11 protein-coding genes, 2 tRNA genes and 2 pseudogenes are annotated in these 18,372 nt (G+C 56.9%); 5 read left to right on the top strand and 10 right to left on the bottom strand.

What is annotated here, in order from left to right:
* Positions 1-48 precede the first annotated feature (48 nt).
* The gene (gene yedA / locus ENTCL_RS08945; RefSeq protein WP_013365790.1) at positions 49-960 is read left to right on the top strand and encodes a drug/metabolite exporter YedA; all 912 of its coding nucleotides are present in this window, start codon (positions 49-51) and stop codon (positions 958-960) included.
* On the opposite strand, the gene ENTCL_RS08940 is transcribed toward yedA, so the two are convergent.
* From ENTCL_RS08940 to drpB, 4 genes are all read right to left on the bottom strand, one after another.
* Entirely contained in the window at positions 935-1,429 is a 495-nt protein-coding gene (locus ENTCL_RS08940; protein WP_013365789.1) for a very short patch repair endonuclease, read from the bottom strand. The genes yedA and ENTCL_RS08940 overlap by 26 nt on opposite strands.
* On the bottom strand, positions 1,413-2,843 hold the full coding sequence (locus ENTCL_RS08935) for a DNA cytosine methyltransferase (protein ID WP_044611927.1): 1,431 nt from the start codon (positions 2,841-2,843) through the stop codon (positions 1,413-1,415). Before ENTCL_RS08935 ends, ENTCL_RS08940 begins: the two co-directional genes overlap by 17 nt.
* Positions 2,844-2,935: 92 nt before the next feature.
* Positions 2,936-3,625, bottom strand: a complete 690-nt coding sequence (locus ENTCL_RS08930) for a phosphohydrolase (RefSeq protein ID WP_013365787.1) — start codon at positions 3,623-3,625, stop codon at positions 2,936-2,938.
* Between the two features lie 57 nt (positions 3,626-3,682).
* Entirely contained in the window at positions 3,683-3,955 is a 273-nt protein-coding gene (gene drpB / locus ENTCL_RS08925; protein ID WP_013365786.1) for a cell division protein DrpB, read from the bottom strand.
* 666 nt (positions 3,956-4,621) lie between these two features.
* Here drpB and ompC point away from each other — a divergent pair.
* Positions 4,622-5,809 (top strand): porin OmpC, encoded by a 1,188-nt coding sequence (gene ompC, locus ENTCL_RS08920; RefSeq protein WP_013365785.1) that lies wholly within the window; start codon positions 4,622-4,624, stop codon positions 5,807-5,809.
* Between the two features lie 54 nt (positions 5,810-5,863).
* Here ompC and ENTCL_RS08915 read toward each other — a convergent pair whose 3' ends face one another.
* From ENTCL_RS08915 to ENTCL_RS22880, 3 genes and pseudogenes are all read right to left on the bottom strand, one after another.
* Positions 5,864-8,152, bottom strand: coding sequence for a heavy metal translocating P-type ATPase (locus ENTCL_RS08915; protein ID WP_013365784.1), 2,289 nt, complete (start codon positions 8,150-8,152; stop codon positions 5,864-5,866).
* Between the two features lie 170 nt (positions 8,153-8,322).
* Positions 8,323-9,981 (bottom strand): FAD-dependent oxidoreductase, encoded by a 1,659-nt coding sequence (locus ENTCL_RS08910; protein WP_013365783.1) that lies wholly within the window; start codon positions 9,979-9,981, stop codon positions 8,323-8,325.
* A gap of 150 nt (positions 9,982-10,131) precedes the next feature.
* Positions 10,132-14,526: pseudogene (locus ENTCL_RS22880) on the bottom strand (autotransporter outer membrane beta-barrel domain-containing protein); the annotation flags it as partial.
* A 787-nt stretch (positions 14,527-15,313) separates the two neighbouring features.
* Between ENTCL_RS22880 and ENTCL_RS22875 the strand changes: the two are divergent.
* Positions 15,314-15,448: pseudogene (locus tag ENTCL_RS22875) on the top strand (tyrosine-type recombinase/integrase); the annotation flags it as partial.
* Between the two features lie 52 nt (positions 15,449-15,500).
* Here the strand turns inward: ENTCL_RS22875 and ENTCL_RS08900 are convergent.
* A tRNA-Ser gene (locus ENTCL_RS08900) sits at positions 15,501-15,590 on the bottom strand.
* Between the two features lie 93 nt (positions 15,591-15,683).
* Here ENTCL_RS08900 and mtfA point away from each other — a divergent pair.
* The gene (gene mtfA, locus ENTCL_RS08895) at positions 15,684-16,481 is read left to right on the top strand and encodes a DgsA anti-repressor MtfA (RefSeq protein ID WP_013365781.1); all 798 of its coding nucleotides are present in this window, start codon (positions 15,684-15,686) and stop codon (positions 16,479-16,481) included.
* A gap of 100 nt (positions 16,482-16,581) precedes the next feature.
* Positions 16,582-16,657: transfer RNA gene (locus ENTCL_RS08890), tRNA-Asn, on the top strand.
* Between the two features lie 39 nt (positions 16,658-16,696).
* Here ENTCL_RS08890 and cobT read toward each other — a convergent pair.
* Positions 16,697-17,752: a nicotinate-nucleotide--dimethylbenzimidazole phosphoribosyltransferase gene (gene cobT / locus ENTCL_RS08885; RefSeq protein WP_013365780.1), complete on the bottom strand. Its 1,056-nt coding sequence runs from the start codon at positions 17,750-17,752 to the stop codon at positions 16,697-16,699.
* Between the two features lie 11 nt (positions 17,753-17,763).
* Positions 17,764-18,372 (bottom strand): alpha-ribazole phosphatase, encoded by a 609-nt coding sequence (gene cobC / locus ENTCL_RS08880; protein ID WP_013365779.1) that lies wholly within the window; start codon positions 18,370-18,372, stop codon positions 17,764-17,766.

Here is an 18,372-nt window from a genome sequence, read left to right as displayed (position 1 = left end):
GTTTTACCGTTAACTATATGTGCCCTTCTTATTTTGCCATGAGGACGTATGCGCGTCAGACAATTGTTACCGCTCATTGGAGCGCTGTTTGCACTTTATATCATCTGGGGTTCGACCTATTTCGCCATCAGCATTGGCGTGGCCAGCTGGCCGCCGATGATGATGGCGGGGGTCAGGTTCCTCTCGGCGGGCATTTTGCTGATGAGCTTTTTGCTGTTAACGGGCCACAAGCTGCCCGCACGCAGGCCGCTGCTGAACGCGTGCTTAATCGGGGTGCTGCTGCTGGCGGTAGGCAACGGCTTTGTGACGATCGCCGAACACCAGCACGTTCCTTCGGGAATTGCCGCCGTCATGGTAGCGACCGTGCCGCTGTTTACCCTCTGCTTCAGCCGCCTTTTTGGCATCAACACCCGTAAACTGGAGTGGCTGGGCATCGCCATCGGTCTGGCGGGTATTATTCTGCTCAACAGCGGCGGCAACCTCAGCGGCAACCCCTGGGGCGCGCTGCTGATACTCATCGGCTCTATCAGCTGGGCGTTTGGTTCGGTATATGGGTCGCGCATTGAGCTGCCGACGGGGATGATGGCCGGGGCGGTCGAGATGCTGGCGGCCGGGATCGTGCTGATGTGCGCGTCGCTGCTCTCCGGCGAGCGCATGACGCAGTGGCCGACGCTGTCGGGTTTTCTGGCGGTCGGTTATCTGGCGGTTTTTGGCTCGCTGATTGCCATTAACGCCTATATGTATCTGATTCGCAACGTTTCCCCGGCGGTCGCCACCAGCTACGCCTACGTCAACCCGGTGGTGGCGGTGCTGCTCGGCACCAGCTTCGGCGGCGAGTCGCTCTCCGGCGTCGAGTGGCTGGCGCTGGGGATAATCATCTTCGCCGTGGTGTTGGTCACCCTGGGCAAAACGCTGTTCCCGGTTCGCGCGACGGCTAAGCCGTGCCGGTCTGAGGAGTAATGATTAACGGGGTCATCCCCTGAGTGTCGATCTGCGCGCTGGCCCCCCCGCCGCAGATCCACTCCTCCAGCCGTTCCGCTAGCGCTTTGTCTGAGAGCTTCTGCCGCCCGCGCAGGGCGCACTCCCACACCACCAGCACCCGCCAGCCGTCTGCGGCAAGCGCCGCGATGTCGCGCGCGTCCCGTCGCTCGTTTTTACCAATTTTCTCCAGCCAGAACGCGGTTCGCGTCGCCGGAACCTTAAAGAGATAGCAGTGGTGATGGTGCCAGAAGCAGCCGTGGGTGAAGATAACGCAGCGGTAGTCGGCCAGCGCAAAATCGGGCCGCCCCGGCAGGCTGGCCTCCTGGGCGGTGAAGGTGAAGCCAATTTCGGTCAGTAGCGCCGCCAGCCGCTTTTCGATCGCGGTATCCTGCGTACGGATGGCCCGCATGTTTTTACTGCGCGTCGCCTTGCTATGAACGTCCGCCATGGCGCTTCTCTTCGCCCCGCAGCGCAACCGCCTGCAGAATACGCGAACGCAGCAGTTTCGCCACCGCCGCAAACGCCGGGACAACCACCGAGTTGCCAAACTGGCGATAGGCCTGGGTGTCGGAAACCGGGATACGGAACTGATAGCCCTGCGGCGCTTCAAACCCCATTAACCGCGCGCACTCGCGCGGCGTCAGCCGACGCGGACGACGCCGCTGATTGTTCGGATCGTCGAAATCCCGTTCGCCTAATGCCTTATCCCAACCGCGATCGATCAGAATCTCCGCGCCGTCTTTGTAGTAGCGCGCCGAGAGCGTACGGGCGACGCTGTCGGGGTTAGTGGGGTCGACCAGCCCGTAGCCGAAGCCGTTCCCCCGGGCCTGGTGCTTTTTGGCGTAGCGGTAGAGGTATTTCCACAGCACCGGCGTCAAAATGAATTTTGCGTCGACGGTGGGCTCCAGCAGTTCGCCAAAGGTCGGACGCTGCGCCGGATAGAGCCCGGGCAGCGCGCGCAGGGAAAACCCCTGATGCAGGTTCAGGTCCCGACGAAAACCGACCAGCACGATGCGTTCGCGGTGCTGCGGCAAAAAGTGCCTGCCGTCGATAATTTTCGGGTCGTCGGCGCCCATCTCGGCGGCGTCGGCCACGTCATAGCCCAGGGCGTCGAGGGTTTGCATAATGATGCGGAACGTTTTGCCGCCGTCATGGCTTTTAAGGTTTTTGACGTTCTCCAGCACGAAGATCGCCGGACGGCAGGCATCAATAATGCGGGCGACGTCGAAAAACAGCGTGCCCTGGGTGTCGCAGGCAAAGCCATGGGCGCGTCCAAGCGCATTCTTTTTAGAGACTCCCGCCAGCGAAAACGGCTGGCAGGGAAAGCCCGCCAGCAGCACGTCGTGCTGAGGGATGACCCCGCGGATATGCTCAGCCGCTTCGCCGTCGGTCACGTTGGGCTGGTGGCTCAGGGTAACGCTGCGGATATCGTCATTAAACTGATGGTCCTGCGGGCTGCAGTACCAGTTGGCCTTGTAGGTTCGCACCGCGTGTTTGTTCCACTCGCTGGTGAACACGCACTGCCCGCCAATGGCTTCAAATCCGTGGCGAATACCGCCGATACCGGCAAAAAGATCGATAAAGCGAAACGCGTAGTCCGGATGGTTCGCAGGCGGTACAGGTAGCAGCGACTGGAGATGAGCCAGCTCGTTTTCGCTTGCCCGGGTGGCGATTTTTCCGATATCGACCGCACGTTTCAGAATGGCCGGACTCCAGTGCTGCTCGCCGACGGCATTCAGCCGCGCCACCAGGGTTTTAACGTCGTAAATGCCCTGAAGCTGCGCGAGCAGCGCCAGCGGATCGGCGGCGGGCTGTTCGAACGTCTGCGAAGTCTGTGTGGTGCGAGAAGGGTTTTGCTGCATTTCAATAACCGGAGCGGACAAATATCCCTGAGAGTACCATAAAAACACTCCAGTGCCTGTTCTCAGGGATAAAACCCCTGCGGCCGCTCACATCAGGGATAAAAACGGCGGATCACCGCCTCGTCGAGCCGCATCGGCTCGCCCTTAAGCTCTGCGGCGATTTTCGCCATAAAGTCCACCAGATAGCGCGCATTATGCTCCGCCAGCGCTCTGCCCTTCTCCGTTTGCATGGTGTGCGGCAGGCGCAGCAGTTTGCTCTGGAAGTGATCGAGGGCGTAGCGTTTATCATCCAGCGCCCGGCGATCGGCGAAGGGATCGTCGCTGTCGAATAGCGCGACGTTCAGCGCACCGGCCACGGCAAATACACGCGCCAGACCAATCGCGCCGAGCGCTTCAAGGCGATCGGCATCCTGCACGATTTTGGCTTCGAGGCTCTCTGCCGGGATCCTGGCGCTGAAGCTGTGCGCCTCAATGGCGTGCGCCACCGCCGGATACGCCTGCGCAGGAAAATCCGGGAAATCGTCCCGCAGGATAGTCAGCGTTTTCTCCGCCGCCATCCGGGAGGAGAGATGCCGCTGAGGGTGGTTCTTCGCCAGACTGACAATGTCATGAAAATAACAGGCGGTAAGGATAACCTGTTGGTCGGCCTCGCTCCCCTGCGCCAGCTGGCGGGCGGTCGCCCACACGCGGCGAAAGTGAGAAATATCATGTGCCGCATCATCACTGGCGTGATGTTGCTGCATCCACTGCTCAAAACGTTGCTGCCAGTTATCCAGTATCATGCCGACGCCTTTCGTTTCTTCCTCGGCCCTGCAGCATACCCCATTTTTATGTCATGCTCATGATGACTCTGAGGAGCGCGGACGTGTGTACCACGCGATGCCGCCCAGAATCAGCCCCACCACGCCCAGCACCAGAAACCCGGCCAGCGCCCCCAGCCACTTTCCTGCCGTCGAACTGAGCGAGCCGTCGATGGCCGCGCCGGGTACCGCCGCTATCTGGCTCACGACCCAGACGTAGCGCAGCATCGCCCACGCGAAATACCCGCAAAACGCATAAAAAACCCACAGGGCCAGCTTGCCACCCGGGCTGCGTACTGCTCTCTTCTCCATCATACGGCTCCCTTTTTTAACGTTGTCCTAAGGCCGTGCCTCTCTCGGCACCAATAAATGTGATAATCATCACATTATATCGCCATGAGGCAAACTGAAAAAGCCTTCCGCTACAGATCCCTCTTTACCCACAATTCCCGAGGTTTCGCCAGCACCATCTGAAGTGACAGCAGGCTGCCGATGGAAAAGCGGCGCGCCAGTCGTCAGGCCTCGCCGATTATTTTGGCAAAAGTATTTATCCGCACTTTATTTCAACGCGGCGCCATGCCAGTATTTTCGGCGAATAAACCTTCTGTTATTTTATATTTCACTCGTTTCTTCCAAAGATATTTTTCACCTGGCATTTGCCAGGTTTTTTTTTGCATTCATAATCCTCAACCGCCAATACTTCCTGATCCATTGAGATAGCATCTACTATTCACCAAACAAACACTAAAACATCAACAATAACGCATAAAAATCGATGTAAATCAACATAATGAATGAGTAAGCTTATTCAATAAAAAAGAAATATATATAGCTAGAAATGAAATAATTAGAAATATTTTAAATAATTTATTTACATTTATTCCTTGAATTAAAATGAACTTCACCGCTAGTATTCAAATGGTAATTCGGGTGGAATTACAAATATTCACAGTATCCATTATACAAAGGGAATATATAATGAAAAGAAAAGTACTGGCAATTATTGTGCCTGCATTACTGATCGCGGGCGCGGCAAATGCGGCAGAAATCTATAATAAAGATGGGAATAAAGTTGACCTTTACGGTAAGATCGATGCCCGTCATACCTTCTCCGATCACCCTGGCGATGACGGCGACGAAACCTATGTGCAGATCGGCTTCAAAGGCGAAACACAGATCACCAGCGATCTGACCGGCTACGGCCAGTGGGAATACAAAACCTACGCTAACGATACCGAAGGCGCTGGCGATAAGTCCTTCAACCGCCTGGCATTTGCCGGCCTGAAGTATGCCAACTATGGCTCCTTCGATTACGGACGTAACTACGGTACGGTGTACGACATTGAAGGCTGGACCGATATGCTGCCGGTGTTCGGCGGCGACTCCTACACCTGGACCGATAACTTTATGGTGGGCCGTACCAACGGCGTCGCCACATACCGCAACAGCGATTTCTTCGGCTTGGTTGACGGCTGGAACTTCGCGCTGCAATACCAGGGGGCGAACGAAAGCGGTTCAAACAACCAGGAAGGCACCAAGAACGGTCATGACAGCGTTCGCTTCCAGAACGGCGACGGCTTCAGCATGTCCACCACGTTTGACTTCAGCAGCGCCGTTCCCGCCATGCAGGGCTTCAGCGTCGGTGCCGCTTATGCGTCCTCCGATCGTACCAACGATCAGGTGCTTACCCGCGGCGTAATCAATACCTATGGCAACGGTAAAAACGGTACCGTAAGGGCCGGCGGCGATAAAGCGGATGTCTGGACGCTCGGCGCAAAATATGACGCCAACAACGTCTATCTGGCGATGATGTATGCGGAAACCCGCAATATGACCCCGTTCGGCGACGGCGGTATCGCCAACAAAACGCAGAACTTCGAAGCCGTAGCGCAGTATCAGTTCGACTTCGGCCTGCGTCCGTCTCTGGCGTGGGTCTATTCTAAAGGCGTTGACGTGGGCGTGCACTACAACAGCAAGGGTTCCTACCTGACCGATCAGGACCTGGTGAACTACATTGATGTTGGCGCCTACTACTACTTCAACAAGAATTTCTCCACCTACGTGGATTACAAAATCAACCTGCTGGATAACGACGCAAACTTCTACGAAGCTAACGGCATCTCTACCGATGATGTCGTCGGCATTGGTATGGTTTATCAGTTCTAAGCCCGCGGTTCTCTTTTGGGCCCGCCTCGTGCGGGCCTTTTCATTCCCCGCCGCTTACTCCAGATTCTGATAAATTTCCTCTTCCTGAGCAAAATGCAGCCGCAGGATTGCTTCCAGACCGTACAGAATGCGCTGCAGTTCGGCCACTGTTTCACTTTCAGGAATGCCGTCGACAGGTATTGTGGCGACAATCCGCCTGAGCCTGCGCCCCAGCTCAAAAATCTCCCGGTGCGTCCGGCTCATTGCGGCCATGGGATCGTCTCCTCCCAGGAGGTTCGCCAGGACAGGGTAGACATCCGTATCATCGGCCCGCTCATGAGGAAACAGCTTCTCCTGCAGCAGCAAGTCCAGCTCCACGACCGCTTGTCTTATCTGAGCGGGCGCGATGGTATTAAGCTCTCTCGTGACGCTCGTCAGCCGATCGAGAATGGGGGCGAGCGCAAGGTGATCGGCCCTGAGCGCCTGCAGCTCGACGGCTGACAGGCTGTGCTGACTGACGCGCAGCGGCACAATCCGCAAGGCGCGCAGCGCATTGAGGATAACCGCAACATCGATGACCTCCTGCAGAAATGCGCCGTAGAGCGGTGGGAGATATCCCCAGGCGGCAATGAGCATTGCCACGACGGACAGACCCATTCCGGCAATTACGCTTTGTAGCGCAATCGCCCGCGTCATGTGCGCCGTATGGAGCGCCTCCGCCAGACGGTCCAGCCTGTCCACGAGGAGTACGACATCGGCGGCTTCAGACGATGCCGCGGCGCCACGCGCGCCCATCGCCACCCCCACATCCGCCGCCGCAAGCGCTGGCGCATCATTTACGCCATCCCCCACCATCATCGTGATGCCCCGCCTGCGTCCGGCTTCAATCGCCGCCTGTTTTCCCGCCGGCGTTTGCTCAGCCAGCACCTCGTCAACGCCGACAACCGCGCCGATAGTTTCAGCGATTTGCTGATTATCGCCAGTCAGCATAATGATGTGCTGGATCCCGGCTCTGCGCAGTAATCGCAATGCGCGAGGCGTTTCCATCCGGATCTGATCGGCCAAATGCAGCGCGCCAGCCACCGCGCCCTCTATCGCGACAAACACGGCGACGCCCCCTTCCTCGGCAACGTCATGCAGGAAAGCCTGAGCCCAGTCGGGGGAAGGGATGAGAGAAGTTACAAATTCATAAGAGCCGATGACCGCAGGCTTTCCATCCACGTTGCCGATCAGCCCCGCGCCCCCCAGCTCCTTCACCTCCGTCGGAAGCGACAGCGAAAGACCGCGTTCGTGCGCCGCGTTCACCACCGCGCTGGCAATAACATGCCCGGACATCTGGTCCAGCGAGGCGGCAACGCCGAGAACGACATTAGGGTTAATGCCCCGGCTGGATTTGACAGACATCAGCTGAGCCCGCCCGCTGGTCAGGGTCCCCGTCTTGTCAAAAAACAGCACGCGGGTCTGTGCAAGCTGCTCAAGATAGCCGCCGCCTTTGATCAGCACGCCGCGTTTCGCGCATATCGACATACCGGAGACAATGGCGATGGGCACAGACAGGATCAGCGGACAAGGCGTAGCAACCACCAGTACCGCGAGGGCGCGCACGGGATCGCCGGTCAAAAGCCAGGCCACTCCGGCCATGCCTAACGATAAGGGAACAAACCACAGCGCGTAGCGGTCTGCAAGCCGTGAGGCAGGGGCTTTCGCGCTTTGCGCCGCACTAACCAGCCGGACAATACCGGCGAAAGTGCTTTCATTCGCGCTGGCGGTCGCCCGCATTTCGAAAGGCGCGCCAGCGTTAAGCACGCCGCTGCGCAGGGCGGCACCTTCTCTGCGCTCAACCGGCGTTGACTCCCCGCTTAACGCAGACTCATCAAGAATGGCGATACGCGATGTTAAATCGCCATCAACAGGAATGATTTCGCCACTGCGAACCAGCAGGCGATCGTGAGGCCGTACCTGATCCAGCGGGACCTGGACCACCGCATCATTGTCAAATCGGTTAGCGGTTCTGGGGGCTTTTGCCAGTAACGCCGACATTTCCCGCCCGGCACGACGCTGCGCAAAGCTTTCGAGGGATCTGCCGCTGGCAAGCATCACGGCGATAACCACTCCGGTCAGATACTCCTGCAGCACAATCGCGCCACAGATGGATATGAGCGCCAGCATATCCACCCCCGCCTCGCGTCTGGCCAGCGCGCGCAGGGTTTCATACACTAAAAAAACAAGCGCGGGAACGGCTCCGCCTGTCCATATCCCGTGGGCGAGTTCCTGATGCCCCCAAAGCATAAAACCCAGCCCGCTGACCAGCGCGGCCACAGACACGATAAAGATCAGAAAGTTAACCGAGCACAGCTGTTTCATGATGTGAAACTCCCTTGCTGCTGTAACGGACATATCGGCGTGCGGCAATACAATAGTATTTATACGCTAAAAGGTTCAGCGGATCATATCAGGGCTGGCGTTGCAGACGCATGTGACGCCTTCGCGATACAGTACCTTACTGGCCCCGGGCGATGGGGCCAGCTTCGGTGTTATACGTTCATGGCCTGCACAACGGCCCGCCAGGTCTTATAGCCACCGCTGAGGTTACGGGCGCGGAAACCGTGAGCCTGAAGGATACGCAATACGACATGGCCTCTTAAACCACTCTGGCACCCGATCAGGATCTCTTTGTCCCGGGGAAGGCTATCCAGATGGCTCCGGAGTTCATCCACAGGAATGGCCAGCGCATTAGGGTATTCGCCAAACTGGGCCAACTCCCCAGGGCTGCGGATATCCACCAGGCACTGACGCTCAGTATCCATTGTCACTATTTCTCCGGCATGACAGATGGCCGTATCCCCATTGATGACATTGCTCGCCACCATTCCGGCCTGATTGACCAGATCCCTCGCGCTGTTGAACGGCGGCGCATAGGTGAGCTCCAGATGTTCAAGATCGGTAACGCTTAACCCGGCGCGCTGCGCGACCGCCAGCACATCAATGCGCTTATCGACGCCGTTCTTGCCACTGCACTGGGCGCCCAGAATCGCACCGGAGATCGGGTCAAACAGCAGCTTCAGGCTCATCATCGTCGCGCCGGGGTAATAGCTGGCGCGATCGGCGCCGTGAACATACACCTTCTCGTAGCGGGCGCCATGCGCCTTCAGCTGCTTTTCACTGGCGCCGCAGCTGCCAATGCTCAGGGAAAAGACTTTGCAGATTGCCGTTCCCTGACTCCCGCGATACTGGCTGTGACGGTCAAGCATGTTGTCGGCCGCAATACGCCCCTGGCGGTTAGCCGGCCCGGCGAGAGGAAGTAGCGCAGGTTCGCCGAAGACGAGATCCGGGGTTTCGACCGCATCGCCAACAGCATAAATGTCCGGGAATGACGTCTGCATATTCGCATTCACCTGAATCCCGCCCCGTTTGCCGGAAACAATACCCGCCTCAACGGCCAGCCGGCTTTCCGGTTTAACGCCAATAGCCATCAGCACCATATCCGTACGCAGCGCGTCGCCGGACGAAAGCTCAACGCTCAGGCCGTCAGCCGTTCTGGATACCTGCTTTAATGCCGTCTTCAGCCGTAAATCCACGCCATGCTCACGAATTTCCTGATGTAGCGCGGATGCCATTTCCGGATCCACGGGCGCCATGACCTGTTCCCCCATCTCCAGCAGCGTCACGCGAATGCCCCGTTCGGTCAGAGCTTCCATAACCTCCAGACCGATGAAACCGCCGCCCACCAGCGTAGCGTGAGAAACCGAGCGTTCTGCAATCCATGCCAGGATGGCATCCATATCGCTTATGCTGCGAAGGGAAAATACACCCGGCTCCGCTACCCCAGGTATCGGCGGGATGACCGGCGCGGCGCCTGTACTTAACAGCAGGCGATCCCATGTCTCAGTATAGATTTCCCCGGTAGCGAGGTTCTTAACCGTCACCGTTTTTTGCGCCGGCTCAACCGACATCACCTCGTGACGCACCCGGACGTCAATATTGAAGCGAGCCTTAAACTCCTGCGGCGTTTTCAATATCAGCGACTGGCGCAACGGGATGGTCCCGCCAATGTGATACGGCAACCCGCAGTTCGCGAAGGAAACGTATTCCCCTCTTTCCAGCACCACGATATCGGCATCTTCTGACAGACGACGAGCTCTGGCGGCGGCGGACGCCCCACCGGCAACACCACCGACAATAACAATTTTCATCCTATCTTCCTCCCCAGTAGCGGCCAGGCAAGCGCAGCCAGACCTGGTAATATTATATCAAATTATATTATATAAAATTATATATTGAATAATGTCAACCCTCCTGACAGCGTGCGACGCCAGGAGCCCGCTACCGTCGCAGGGAGTTTGTTACCAGCGGTATTTCACCCCCAGCATCCCCTGGGTGTCGCTATAACCTTTATCACCCATCTGCACGCCCACGTTAGCCCACACGCTCAGCCGGTCATTCACTTTGCCCTCTACCCCGGTGCGAATTTCCGCCAGGTTGCGGGCGCCATCGCGGCGGACCGGGGTGCCGTCCATCCTCACGCCAAAGGTTTCGCTGTTGTGGATCCAGTTCACCTCCACGAACGGCTGGAATTCGCGCTGTTTGCCGTCATCCAGCTTGTGGTGGCTGTTCAGCCAGGTTCTGACACCCAGACGCGTCTGAATGTTGCCGTCGCCCTGGGTTTCGATGCGGGTGCCGTCATGCCGGGTATGTGCGTCGTCCTTCACGCCCATCCAGGTGACCTGCGCCTGCGGCTGGATATACCAGGCGTTCAGCGTCCCCTGGCTGCCGGTAAACTCCCCGGCCTTCAGGGTGTAACCGGCCTCCAGCGATGCGGTCAGCCCTTTTGAGCGGTAGCTGTCGCCGTCACGGTTATCCGCACTCACGCTGTTGTCGAACCAGTTGTACAGCATCCAGCTGTCGACATACGCCCCGGTTTTATCCGCCTCGTTCTGGTACCAGGTGCCGTACAGGCCAGCGCTGTAGCCGCTGATGCGTCCGTCAGAGCCGTACCCGGCGCGGTCGCTGCGGGTGTTGCTGCGCTCACTGGCATAGCCCCCCATCACGCCCAGATGCCAGCGGTCCTGGCCGTCGCGGCTCCACTGCGCGATATCGCCGCCCAGCTGCAGCACATAGCGGTTGCTCTGGGTCTTCAGTTGACCGTCACCAGCAGACGAACGCTCGTGACCGCCGACCTGCCGCATCCACAGACGGCTGGCCGGTCCCTCATCTTTCAGCGCACCAGTGTACTGCGGTTCACCGAGACGGTCGTGCAGACGGGTGTTAAACAGCGTGTTGGCCGCCGCGATATTGCTGATGTAGCTGCCGGCTTCCGGGCGCAGCGCATTCGCGGCCGTCGGATCAACGACCGGCGACGGAACCACCCCGCTCCATTTACTGGTCAGGTACCAGTTATTCGCCGCAGCGTCGGTGCCTTTCGCCAGGGTATAGACCCAGGCGCCAGCTTCCACGGTGCCGGTGGTCAGGGCAAAGTTCCCCGCAGAGCTACCTTCGACCTGAATCATTTCGATACCGTTCACCGTCTGTTTCCCGGTACCGCCGGTATTGGTCACGCTCACCCGAGTGTTGCCGGCTGTGCTGCCGTGGACGATCAGTTTGTCCGTCGGTGAGTCATCCCCGCCCAGCGCGGTGTTCATCGCGATAAGCCCGTCGCTGCCGGTGTAGTTGCCCTCAACGGTCAGGGTTTTGAAATCACTGCCCGTCGGCCTGGAAATCGCAATGGTCCCGGCGCTGCTCAGGTTGTTGACCTGCGAATCGGCAGTCATGTTCCAGCGGCTGGCCGTATCGATATCCACATCGGTCGGATCGATCCACCCGGTCAGTCGTGCGCCGTTTTGCAGGTTCAAGCGGCTGCCGCTGCTGCCGATGATGTTGCTGGTCAGCTGTGCGCCGCCGTTGACGCCATCAAGGATCAGTTCACCCGCGTTCAGCTCTGTGTCTGCGGTCCAGCCGGTCTGCCCCGCCAGCGTCAGGCTACCGTCACCGGTTTTGATAAAGCGACCGCCAGCCACATCGCCGTCGGCGATATCGCCTGCAAAGCGCGTATTGTCAGCGTCTGTGGCGTTAACGGCGGTCAGCGTCGCGCCGTTCAGCAAGAGCGTACCGCCGCTGCCGCTCAGGCGGTTGGCCTGCTGGTCGTTACCGTTCAGATCGAGCACGCCATCGTTGATGATGATGTCGCTGCTGCTGTTCAGGGTATCGGCGATATCGGTCCGCAGCGTGCCCGCATTGACGGTGGTGCTGCCGGTATAGCTATTGATGGCGGAGAAAATCAGCGTACCGTCGCCGGTTTTACTGAGGCTTTTTCCGTCCCAGCCGAAGCCATATGCGGCGGAGAGTGTGTTGTCCTGCAGTGCGTCGCCGAGGGTAAAGCTGTTATTGCCCGCGACGTTGAACGTACCGTGCGCACTGGCGTTTTCGGTGTTTAACCAGACCAGATCAAACTTCGCGATGACATTTTTGCTGTCGTTATCTTTCTTCGCCCATCCAATCAGGAAATGGTCAATATCGACGTAATCCTGCAAAGCCTGTCCGGCGACGGTGTAGCGGAAATCGCCGCCGATCCCGTTCTGGGTGTGGATCAGGGTATACTGATTCTCATCCGTGACGGGCGCGTAACCGGTAATATCCAGCGTATTGTTTCCTGCGAGCTGGAGCGTATCGGCACTCAGCGCCGGGTCGCTGGCAATATCGACCTGTGTGGCCACGCCGTTGCCGAGGTTCGCGTCAGCGGCAATGGTCAGCGTTTTATCCGCATCAATTTTCAACGTACCGCCAGACATATTCAGGCGGTTAGCGCCCACCGAGTTAGCTATCTGCAGGTCGCCGCTACCGGATTTTGTCAGCGTCTGAACGTTTTCCAGCGTCCCGGCAATCATGGCGCGATCGGCGATCGCCAGGTCCGCGCCGCTGTTGCCCATGGTCAACAGCGCACCGGGCTGGACATCCAGCGAGGTAAAACTCTGCGCCATGTTTTGTGCGTTCAGCGTCCCTTCGGCCAGATTGAAGCCGCCGCTATTGAGGAACTGCCAGGCGTTACCCGCCAATAAAACGCCCGAGCCTGTTTTTTCCAGTTTTCCCTGCCCCGTAAGAACGCCGCCGAGCGTCAGCCGATCGGTTCCGTCGGTTGCAATCGTCACCGTATCACCCGCCGCGGCGCCAATCAGTCGGTTACTGGCGTTGAGCTGCAGCGTGCTGTCGCCGCTGCTTTTAATCAGCGAACCATCAGCGAAATTCATTGTGCCGGATGAAAGCACATTCACAGCGTTCGCCGCCGTACCGGTTGATAATAATGTTGCGCCGTCCTTCAGCGTGAAGCTGGTGCTACTGGAGTTCACGCCGTACTGCGCGTTGTCTTTCAGCTCCATCTCGCCGCCATAAACGGTGGTTTTAGCGTAAATCCGCGATTGTGTGCTCAGTGAGCCAGCAGTGAAATCTTCCCCGGTAAAGGTGACTTTCCCGTCGGTACTGTCGCTGCCGTTGGTGGTGTTGATCCCGACAACCACATTCACGACTGCGCCGTTGGCGTTAAAGCTGGTGATCGGGTCGCGAAACAGCACCTGGCGTCCCGCTTCAGCGGCGATGTTCAGGGTGCCGTTCGGCTGGCGGATATTGATGGCGTTAGCCACCGCGTTGGTCAGATTAGGCGTCGTACCGGCGCCGACCTGGGTGAAATTATTATAAAACTGGATATCGCTGTTTTTTGCGTGCAGCAGGCTTGTGCCGGTGTAGCTCGCCCCGTTGCCGATCAAGATGGCGCCCGCAGACTGGGTATTGGAGTAGTTATCATGCACTTTTATGCCATCGGTGCCGTTTGTTTCCATTATCAGACCGGTCTGCGCAACAATGGCGCCCGCAGTATCTCTGATGCCCCGGTTGCCATAAATATCAGCGTTACCATAAAACTGCACATTTCCGTCGGAAAACAGCGCGCCGCCCGAGCTGGTTGAGTAGTTATTACCGATAATAACGATGGCGTCCGTGCCGCTGAAGATGATATCGCCCGTGTAACGTGTCCGAATGACGCCCCCGGAAATGCCGGGATTGGCGTTATTAGTCAGCGTTGCATTGCCTTCAAATATGACATCGCCGTTAATGGTATCAACAGCGGGATCGTAGGTGTATGCGCTGTTGTTATCAAATACGACGGTTCCGTTCGCACCGCGGAAAACCACATCCGAACTGGAGATAATAAGGCTGCGGGAGCCATTACTGGCATGGTTATCGATAAAACGTAGCTGGCTGCCATCGCCGAGCTCGTACACAATCCCTGAGGTAGTGGCAGCACTATAAACCGCCCCTCCCACAGAGTTGCTTATTGTCATATTAATACCGTCCAGCAGTTTAATGACCGCTTGCTGGGTTCCACTCAGGCTAATCAGGTTAACCCCGTTGCCGGTCGCATTAAACAGCCAACTGTCGGAACCCAGAGTCGTATTGCTGTCGACGATAAGCGTTGCCGGTGAGGTGCTGGTGCCATAAAAAATGAGATCAGATAAACGGTTTGCCTGACCTGAACCGGCGCCATAGAGCTGCGACAGATAAGCGGTATCTCCCGCATCGATCGCGACCGTCGCGGCGAACGACGGCGCTATCCCGATCATTGCCGACACGATAATGGCTACCGCCGCAGACAAGCCCGCCAGCGCGCGACGCCCGGTTCGTTTTCCTCGGGCCCTGGCAAACTCGGATACAGCGACCCAGGCACCAGTGGCTTCGCTACGGACAACTCTGAATATTTTGTTCATGTTACACGCTCGTTAACTATTTAAATCTGCCCATCTGTTTCAGCGGTTTTATAAAAATGTATATATGGGCTGCAGGTTTATTACGTTGAAATATAAAAATACCCGTCCCTTCAGAAGAAATATCCGAAAGAATTCTTTAACGGAATGTGAATTGCAGTTAAATAAGTGCCTTATTTATTTCCCACGCATTCCTGTTATGGAATAACTGTTACATAGACGTTAATTCCAATGCATCCTGAAAACGTCATCGGGGGAAATAGCTATCCACTGGAAATTATTACGATTTGCTCTGAAACCTGCATGCCAGATAAATGTTTCACATTGCCTGATAACTCCTTTTAAAAAGCAATGACAGAAAGGGAGTCAGAATATTTATGAAAATATATCCATAGCATTAGCGAGGTTTATCCGTATACCTGCGCTGATGCGATGATATTTAATTAGCACTCTTTAACTATTTCCTGAGTACAGTTTTACATTGCGCTGAAAACGAGTCAATAGAGGGGAAATGGATGGATCAAACGCTAATGACGCATCTTAATTACCTTGGCGAATAAATTCTTAGCGGTCCCTGCTTTTTATGCCTGTTTTATCGTGACTTACGATGCTCGCCTGTTTTTGATTTAAGAAATTTGTGCTGCGATTTAAGAACATTGTCAATTATTAAACTGTCTTATCATTCATTTATGATCGCACGATTTGCCACATGCAGAATGACAGAAATATGCATATAGGCCGTATACCCTTGCATAAGGGCACACGGCGCACTACTGCGCCCAGTCGCGACAAGCAACTTTTCTCCGGACACAAGACAGAAGGACAAGTCCTGGTTTACGCCAGGAAGGTTAAAATTACGCCTACACTTGATGCACCGATCCCTGAAAATATTCCCAATGGATATTCCAGGTAATTCCAAGTGTGATAGTGGTCGTTGAAAGAGGATTACGTAAATGGTTGAATAGTGGCGGAGAGAGGGGGATTTGAACCCCCGGTAGAGTTGCCCCTACTCCGGTTTTCGAGACCGGTCCGTTCAGCCGCTCCGGCATCTCTCCGCTGAGGTGGTTGCCATAATGCCAGGATCTTTGGCATTTTAACAGACCCTGTCCCTTTAATTGTGTTCAAGTGACGAGTTTGCGAGCAAAGCGATGATTAAATGGCCCTGGAAAACACATGATGCGCCCCACGAAGCCGGTATTCAGTGGGAACAGGCACTTGCGATTCCTGTTTTAGCGAACCTTTCGATTGATGAGCAGGAGAACCTGACTCACCTGGCGGAGCGTTTTTTGCAGCAGAAGCGGATTGTCCCCCTCCAGGGGCTCACGCTCACGCCGGAACAGCACGCGCGTATTGCCCTGCTGTTCTGCCTGCCTGTGCTGGAACTGGGCCTTGAGTGGCTTGATGGTTTCCACGAAGTGCTGGTCTACCCTGCCCCCTTTGTGGTCGACGACGAATGGCAGGACGACATCGGTCTTGTCCACAACCAGCGGGTCGTTCAGTCCGGTCAGAGCTGGCAGCAGGGCCCCATCATTCTGAACTGGCTTGATATCCAGGATTCATTCGACGCCTCCGGCTTTAACCTCGTCGTGCACGAAGTGGCGCATAAGCTTGATACCCGCAATGGCGATCGCGCCAGCGGCGTGCCGCTCATCCCGCTGCGCGAAGTCGCTGGCTGGGAACACGACCTCCATGCGGCAATGAACAACATTCAGGACGAGATAGACCTGGTGGGAGAAAGCGCCGCCAGCATTGATGCCTATGCCGCGACCGACCCGGCCGAATGTTTCGCCGTATTGTCGGAGTACTTCTTCAGCGCCCCGGAGCTTTTTGCCCCGCGTTTCCCGGCGCTGTGGCAGCGTTTTTGCCATTTCTACCGTCAGGATCCGTTATTACGAATTCGTGATAATGCCCACAGCAACGAAGGAAATCCGCGTACAGTTCACTAAAACAACACATTGCGCTAATCTCAGCCAGTTGAATCAGTAAGTTAATTTTAGTGTTGACACAAAAAACGACGGCCAGTAGTATTCGCCTCGTTCACACGATTCCTCTGTAGTTCAGTCGGTAGAACGGCGGACTGTTAATCCGTATGTCACTGGTTCGAGTCCAGTCAGAGGAGCCAAATTTAAAAACCCCGCCTCGGCGGGGTTTTTGCTTTCTGTCACGCCGGAACCGGCAAGCGGATACCGCTTTGCGACAGCAGCCCCATTTCGCAATACATCGCGCAGGCCGCACTGACGATCGACATTGCCAGCGCCGCGCCGCTCCCTTCGCCAAGACGCAGGTCAAGATGGATAAACGGTTCCAGCCCAAGGTGCTCCAGCGCCCGTTTAGCCCCCTTCTCAGCCGAAAAATGGGAAGGAATGCAGTAGTTTTTCACTTCCGGCGCAATCTGGCAGGCGGCGATCGCCGCGGCATACGAGAGGAAGCCGTCCAGCACCACAGGCAGTCCGCATGCGCCAGCACCCAGTATTACCCCAGTCATGCCCACCAGGTCATACCCGCCGACTTTTGCCAGCACATCGACGGCGTCACGCGCATCAGGTCTGTTAACCCGTATCGCCTGACCGACGATCGCCTCTTTATGCTGTACGCGGTCCTGCGGTAAATTCGCGCCGATCCCCACCACATCATGCGGGGCGCAGCCGGTCAGTACGCTGATTATCGCCGACGCTGGCGTCGTATTAGCAATACCCAGCTCGCCGACGCCAAATACGGAGATCCCCTCCTGCGCACGCTTTTTAACCAGCCCGGCGCTTGCCAGCAGCAGGCGCTCCGCATCCTGGCGCGTCATCGCTGGCCCCTGGGCGATATTACCGCACCCCCGGGAGAGTTTAAGGCTGAGCATATTGTCGATAGGCTCGCCATCAATACCGATATCGACAGGCAGCACCGAGGTCTGGCTATTGCGGGCCAGCACGCAGACCCCGGTCAGCCCTTTTTGCATGTTGATGGCCTGAATCCAGGTCACTTCTTTCGGCGTCGCCGCCACGCCTTCATCAAATACGCCATGGTCGGCGCACATGACAATAATCTCTTTTTGCAGATTATCGAGCCTGTCGATGCCCCACATCCCCGATAGCTGTATTGCCAGACTTTCCAGCCGCCCAAGGCTGTTAGTCGGCTTCACCAGGCCATCAATATGCCGGGAGGCCCCCTGCATTTTTTGCGTATCCAGCGGTCTGATGGCCGTCACCAGCTCCGTCAATGTCCCCATCCTCGTCATCCTCACTCTTCAGTTTGCCAAACGCTTCTGCCATTAAATACGCGCAACACCCAAAATCCGGCCTGATTATCAACGACCGTGTAGGCATCGTGCCCGAAAGGGAAATGCCACATCGCCTCCACGGGCATCCCTAGCCAGGTCGCCAGCATCAGGCTCAACACGCCCTGATGCGCCACAATCAGCGTGTCTGTATTCTCCCGCTGTTTACCTGTCTCATCCGCAGCCTGCCTGACGCGCGCGGCAAAGTGCGAGAAGGCCTCGCCGCCGTCCGGCGTGGCGTTTTGCCAGTCATCCATCCAGCGCTGCCACGACGCGGGGCTCTCTTTTTCGATGTCGCTGAAATGCCGCATTTCCCATTCGCCAAAATCCAGCTCATTGAGGCGCGAATCAACATGCAGCTCCGCCCCCGCCGGAACGACCAGCCGCGCCGTTTGCTGCGAGCGCTGCAGCTGGCTGACTATCGTCCGTCCAAAGGAGACCCCAGACAGATACCCGGCGACGCGCCGGCTTTGTCCAATCCCCTGTGGCGATAGCGATAAATCGGTGCTGCCGTAAAATACGCCGCTGACGTTGGCCGTTGTCTGACCGTGCCGAACCAGAAAAAAACGCAT

The sequence above is a fragment of the [Enterobacter] lignolyticus SCF1 genome (assembly GCF_000164865.1).
In the GTDB taxonomy this organism is placed as follows: domain Bacteria; phylum Pseudomonadota; class Gammaproteobacteria; order Enterobacterales; family Enterobacteriaceae; genus Enterobacter_B; species Enterobacter_B lignolyticus.
This window is presented reverse-complemented; position numbering and strand designations above follow the sequence as displayed.

Excerpts from the sequence above, each read along its gene's own strand:
- cobT (WP_013365780.1), bottom strand. The coding sequence starts at position 17,752 with ATGGGGACATTGACGGAGCTGGTGACGGCCATCAGACCGCTGGATACG.
- yedA (WP_013365790.1), top strand. The coding sequence starts at position 49 with ATGCGCGTCAGACAATTGTTACCGCTCATTGGAGCGCTGTTTGCACTT.
- ompC (WP_013365785.1), top strand. The coding sequence starts at position 4,622 with ATGAAAAGAAAAGTACTGGCAATTATTGTGCCTGCATTACTGATCGCG.
- ENTCL_RS08915 (WP_013365784.1), bottom strand. The coding sequence starts at position 8,152 with ATGAAACAGCTGTGCTCGGTTAACTTTCTGATCTTTATCGTGTCTGTG.
- mtfA (WP_013365781.1), top strand. The coding sequence starts at position 15,684 with ATGATTAAATGGCCCTGGAAAACACATGATGCGCCCCACGAAGCCGGT.
- ENTCL_RS08940 (WP_013365789.1), bottom strand. The coding sequence starts at position 1,429 with ATGGCGGACGTTCATAGCAAGGCGACGCGCAGTAAAAACATGCGGGCC.
- ENTCL_RS08935 (WP_044611927.1), bottom strand. The coding sequence starts at position 2,843 with ATGCAGCAAAACCCTTCTCGCACCACACAGACTTCGCAGACGTTCGAA.
- cobC (WP_013365779.1), bottom strand. The coding sequence starts at position 18,372 with ATGCGTTTTTTTCTGGTTCGGCACGGTCAGACAACGGCCAACGTCAGC.
- ENTCL_RS08930 (WP_013365787.1), bottom strand. The coding sequence starts at position 3,625 with ATGATACTGGATAACTGGCAGCAACGTTTTGAGCAGTGGATGCAGCAA.
- drpB (WP_013365786.1), bottom strand. The coding sequence starts at position 3,955 with ATGGAGAAGAGAGCAGTACGCAGCCCGGGTGGCAAGCTGGCCCTGTGG.
- ENTCL_RS08910 (WP_013365783.1), bottom strand. The coding sequence starts at position 9,981 with ATGAAAATTGTTATTGTCGGTGGTGTTGCCGGTGGGGCGTCCGCCGCC.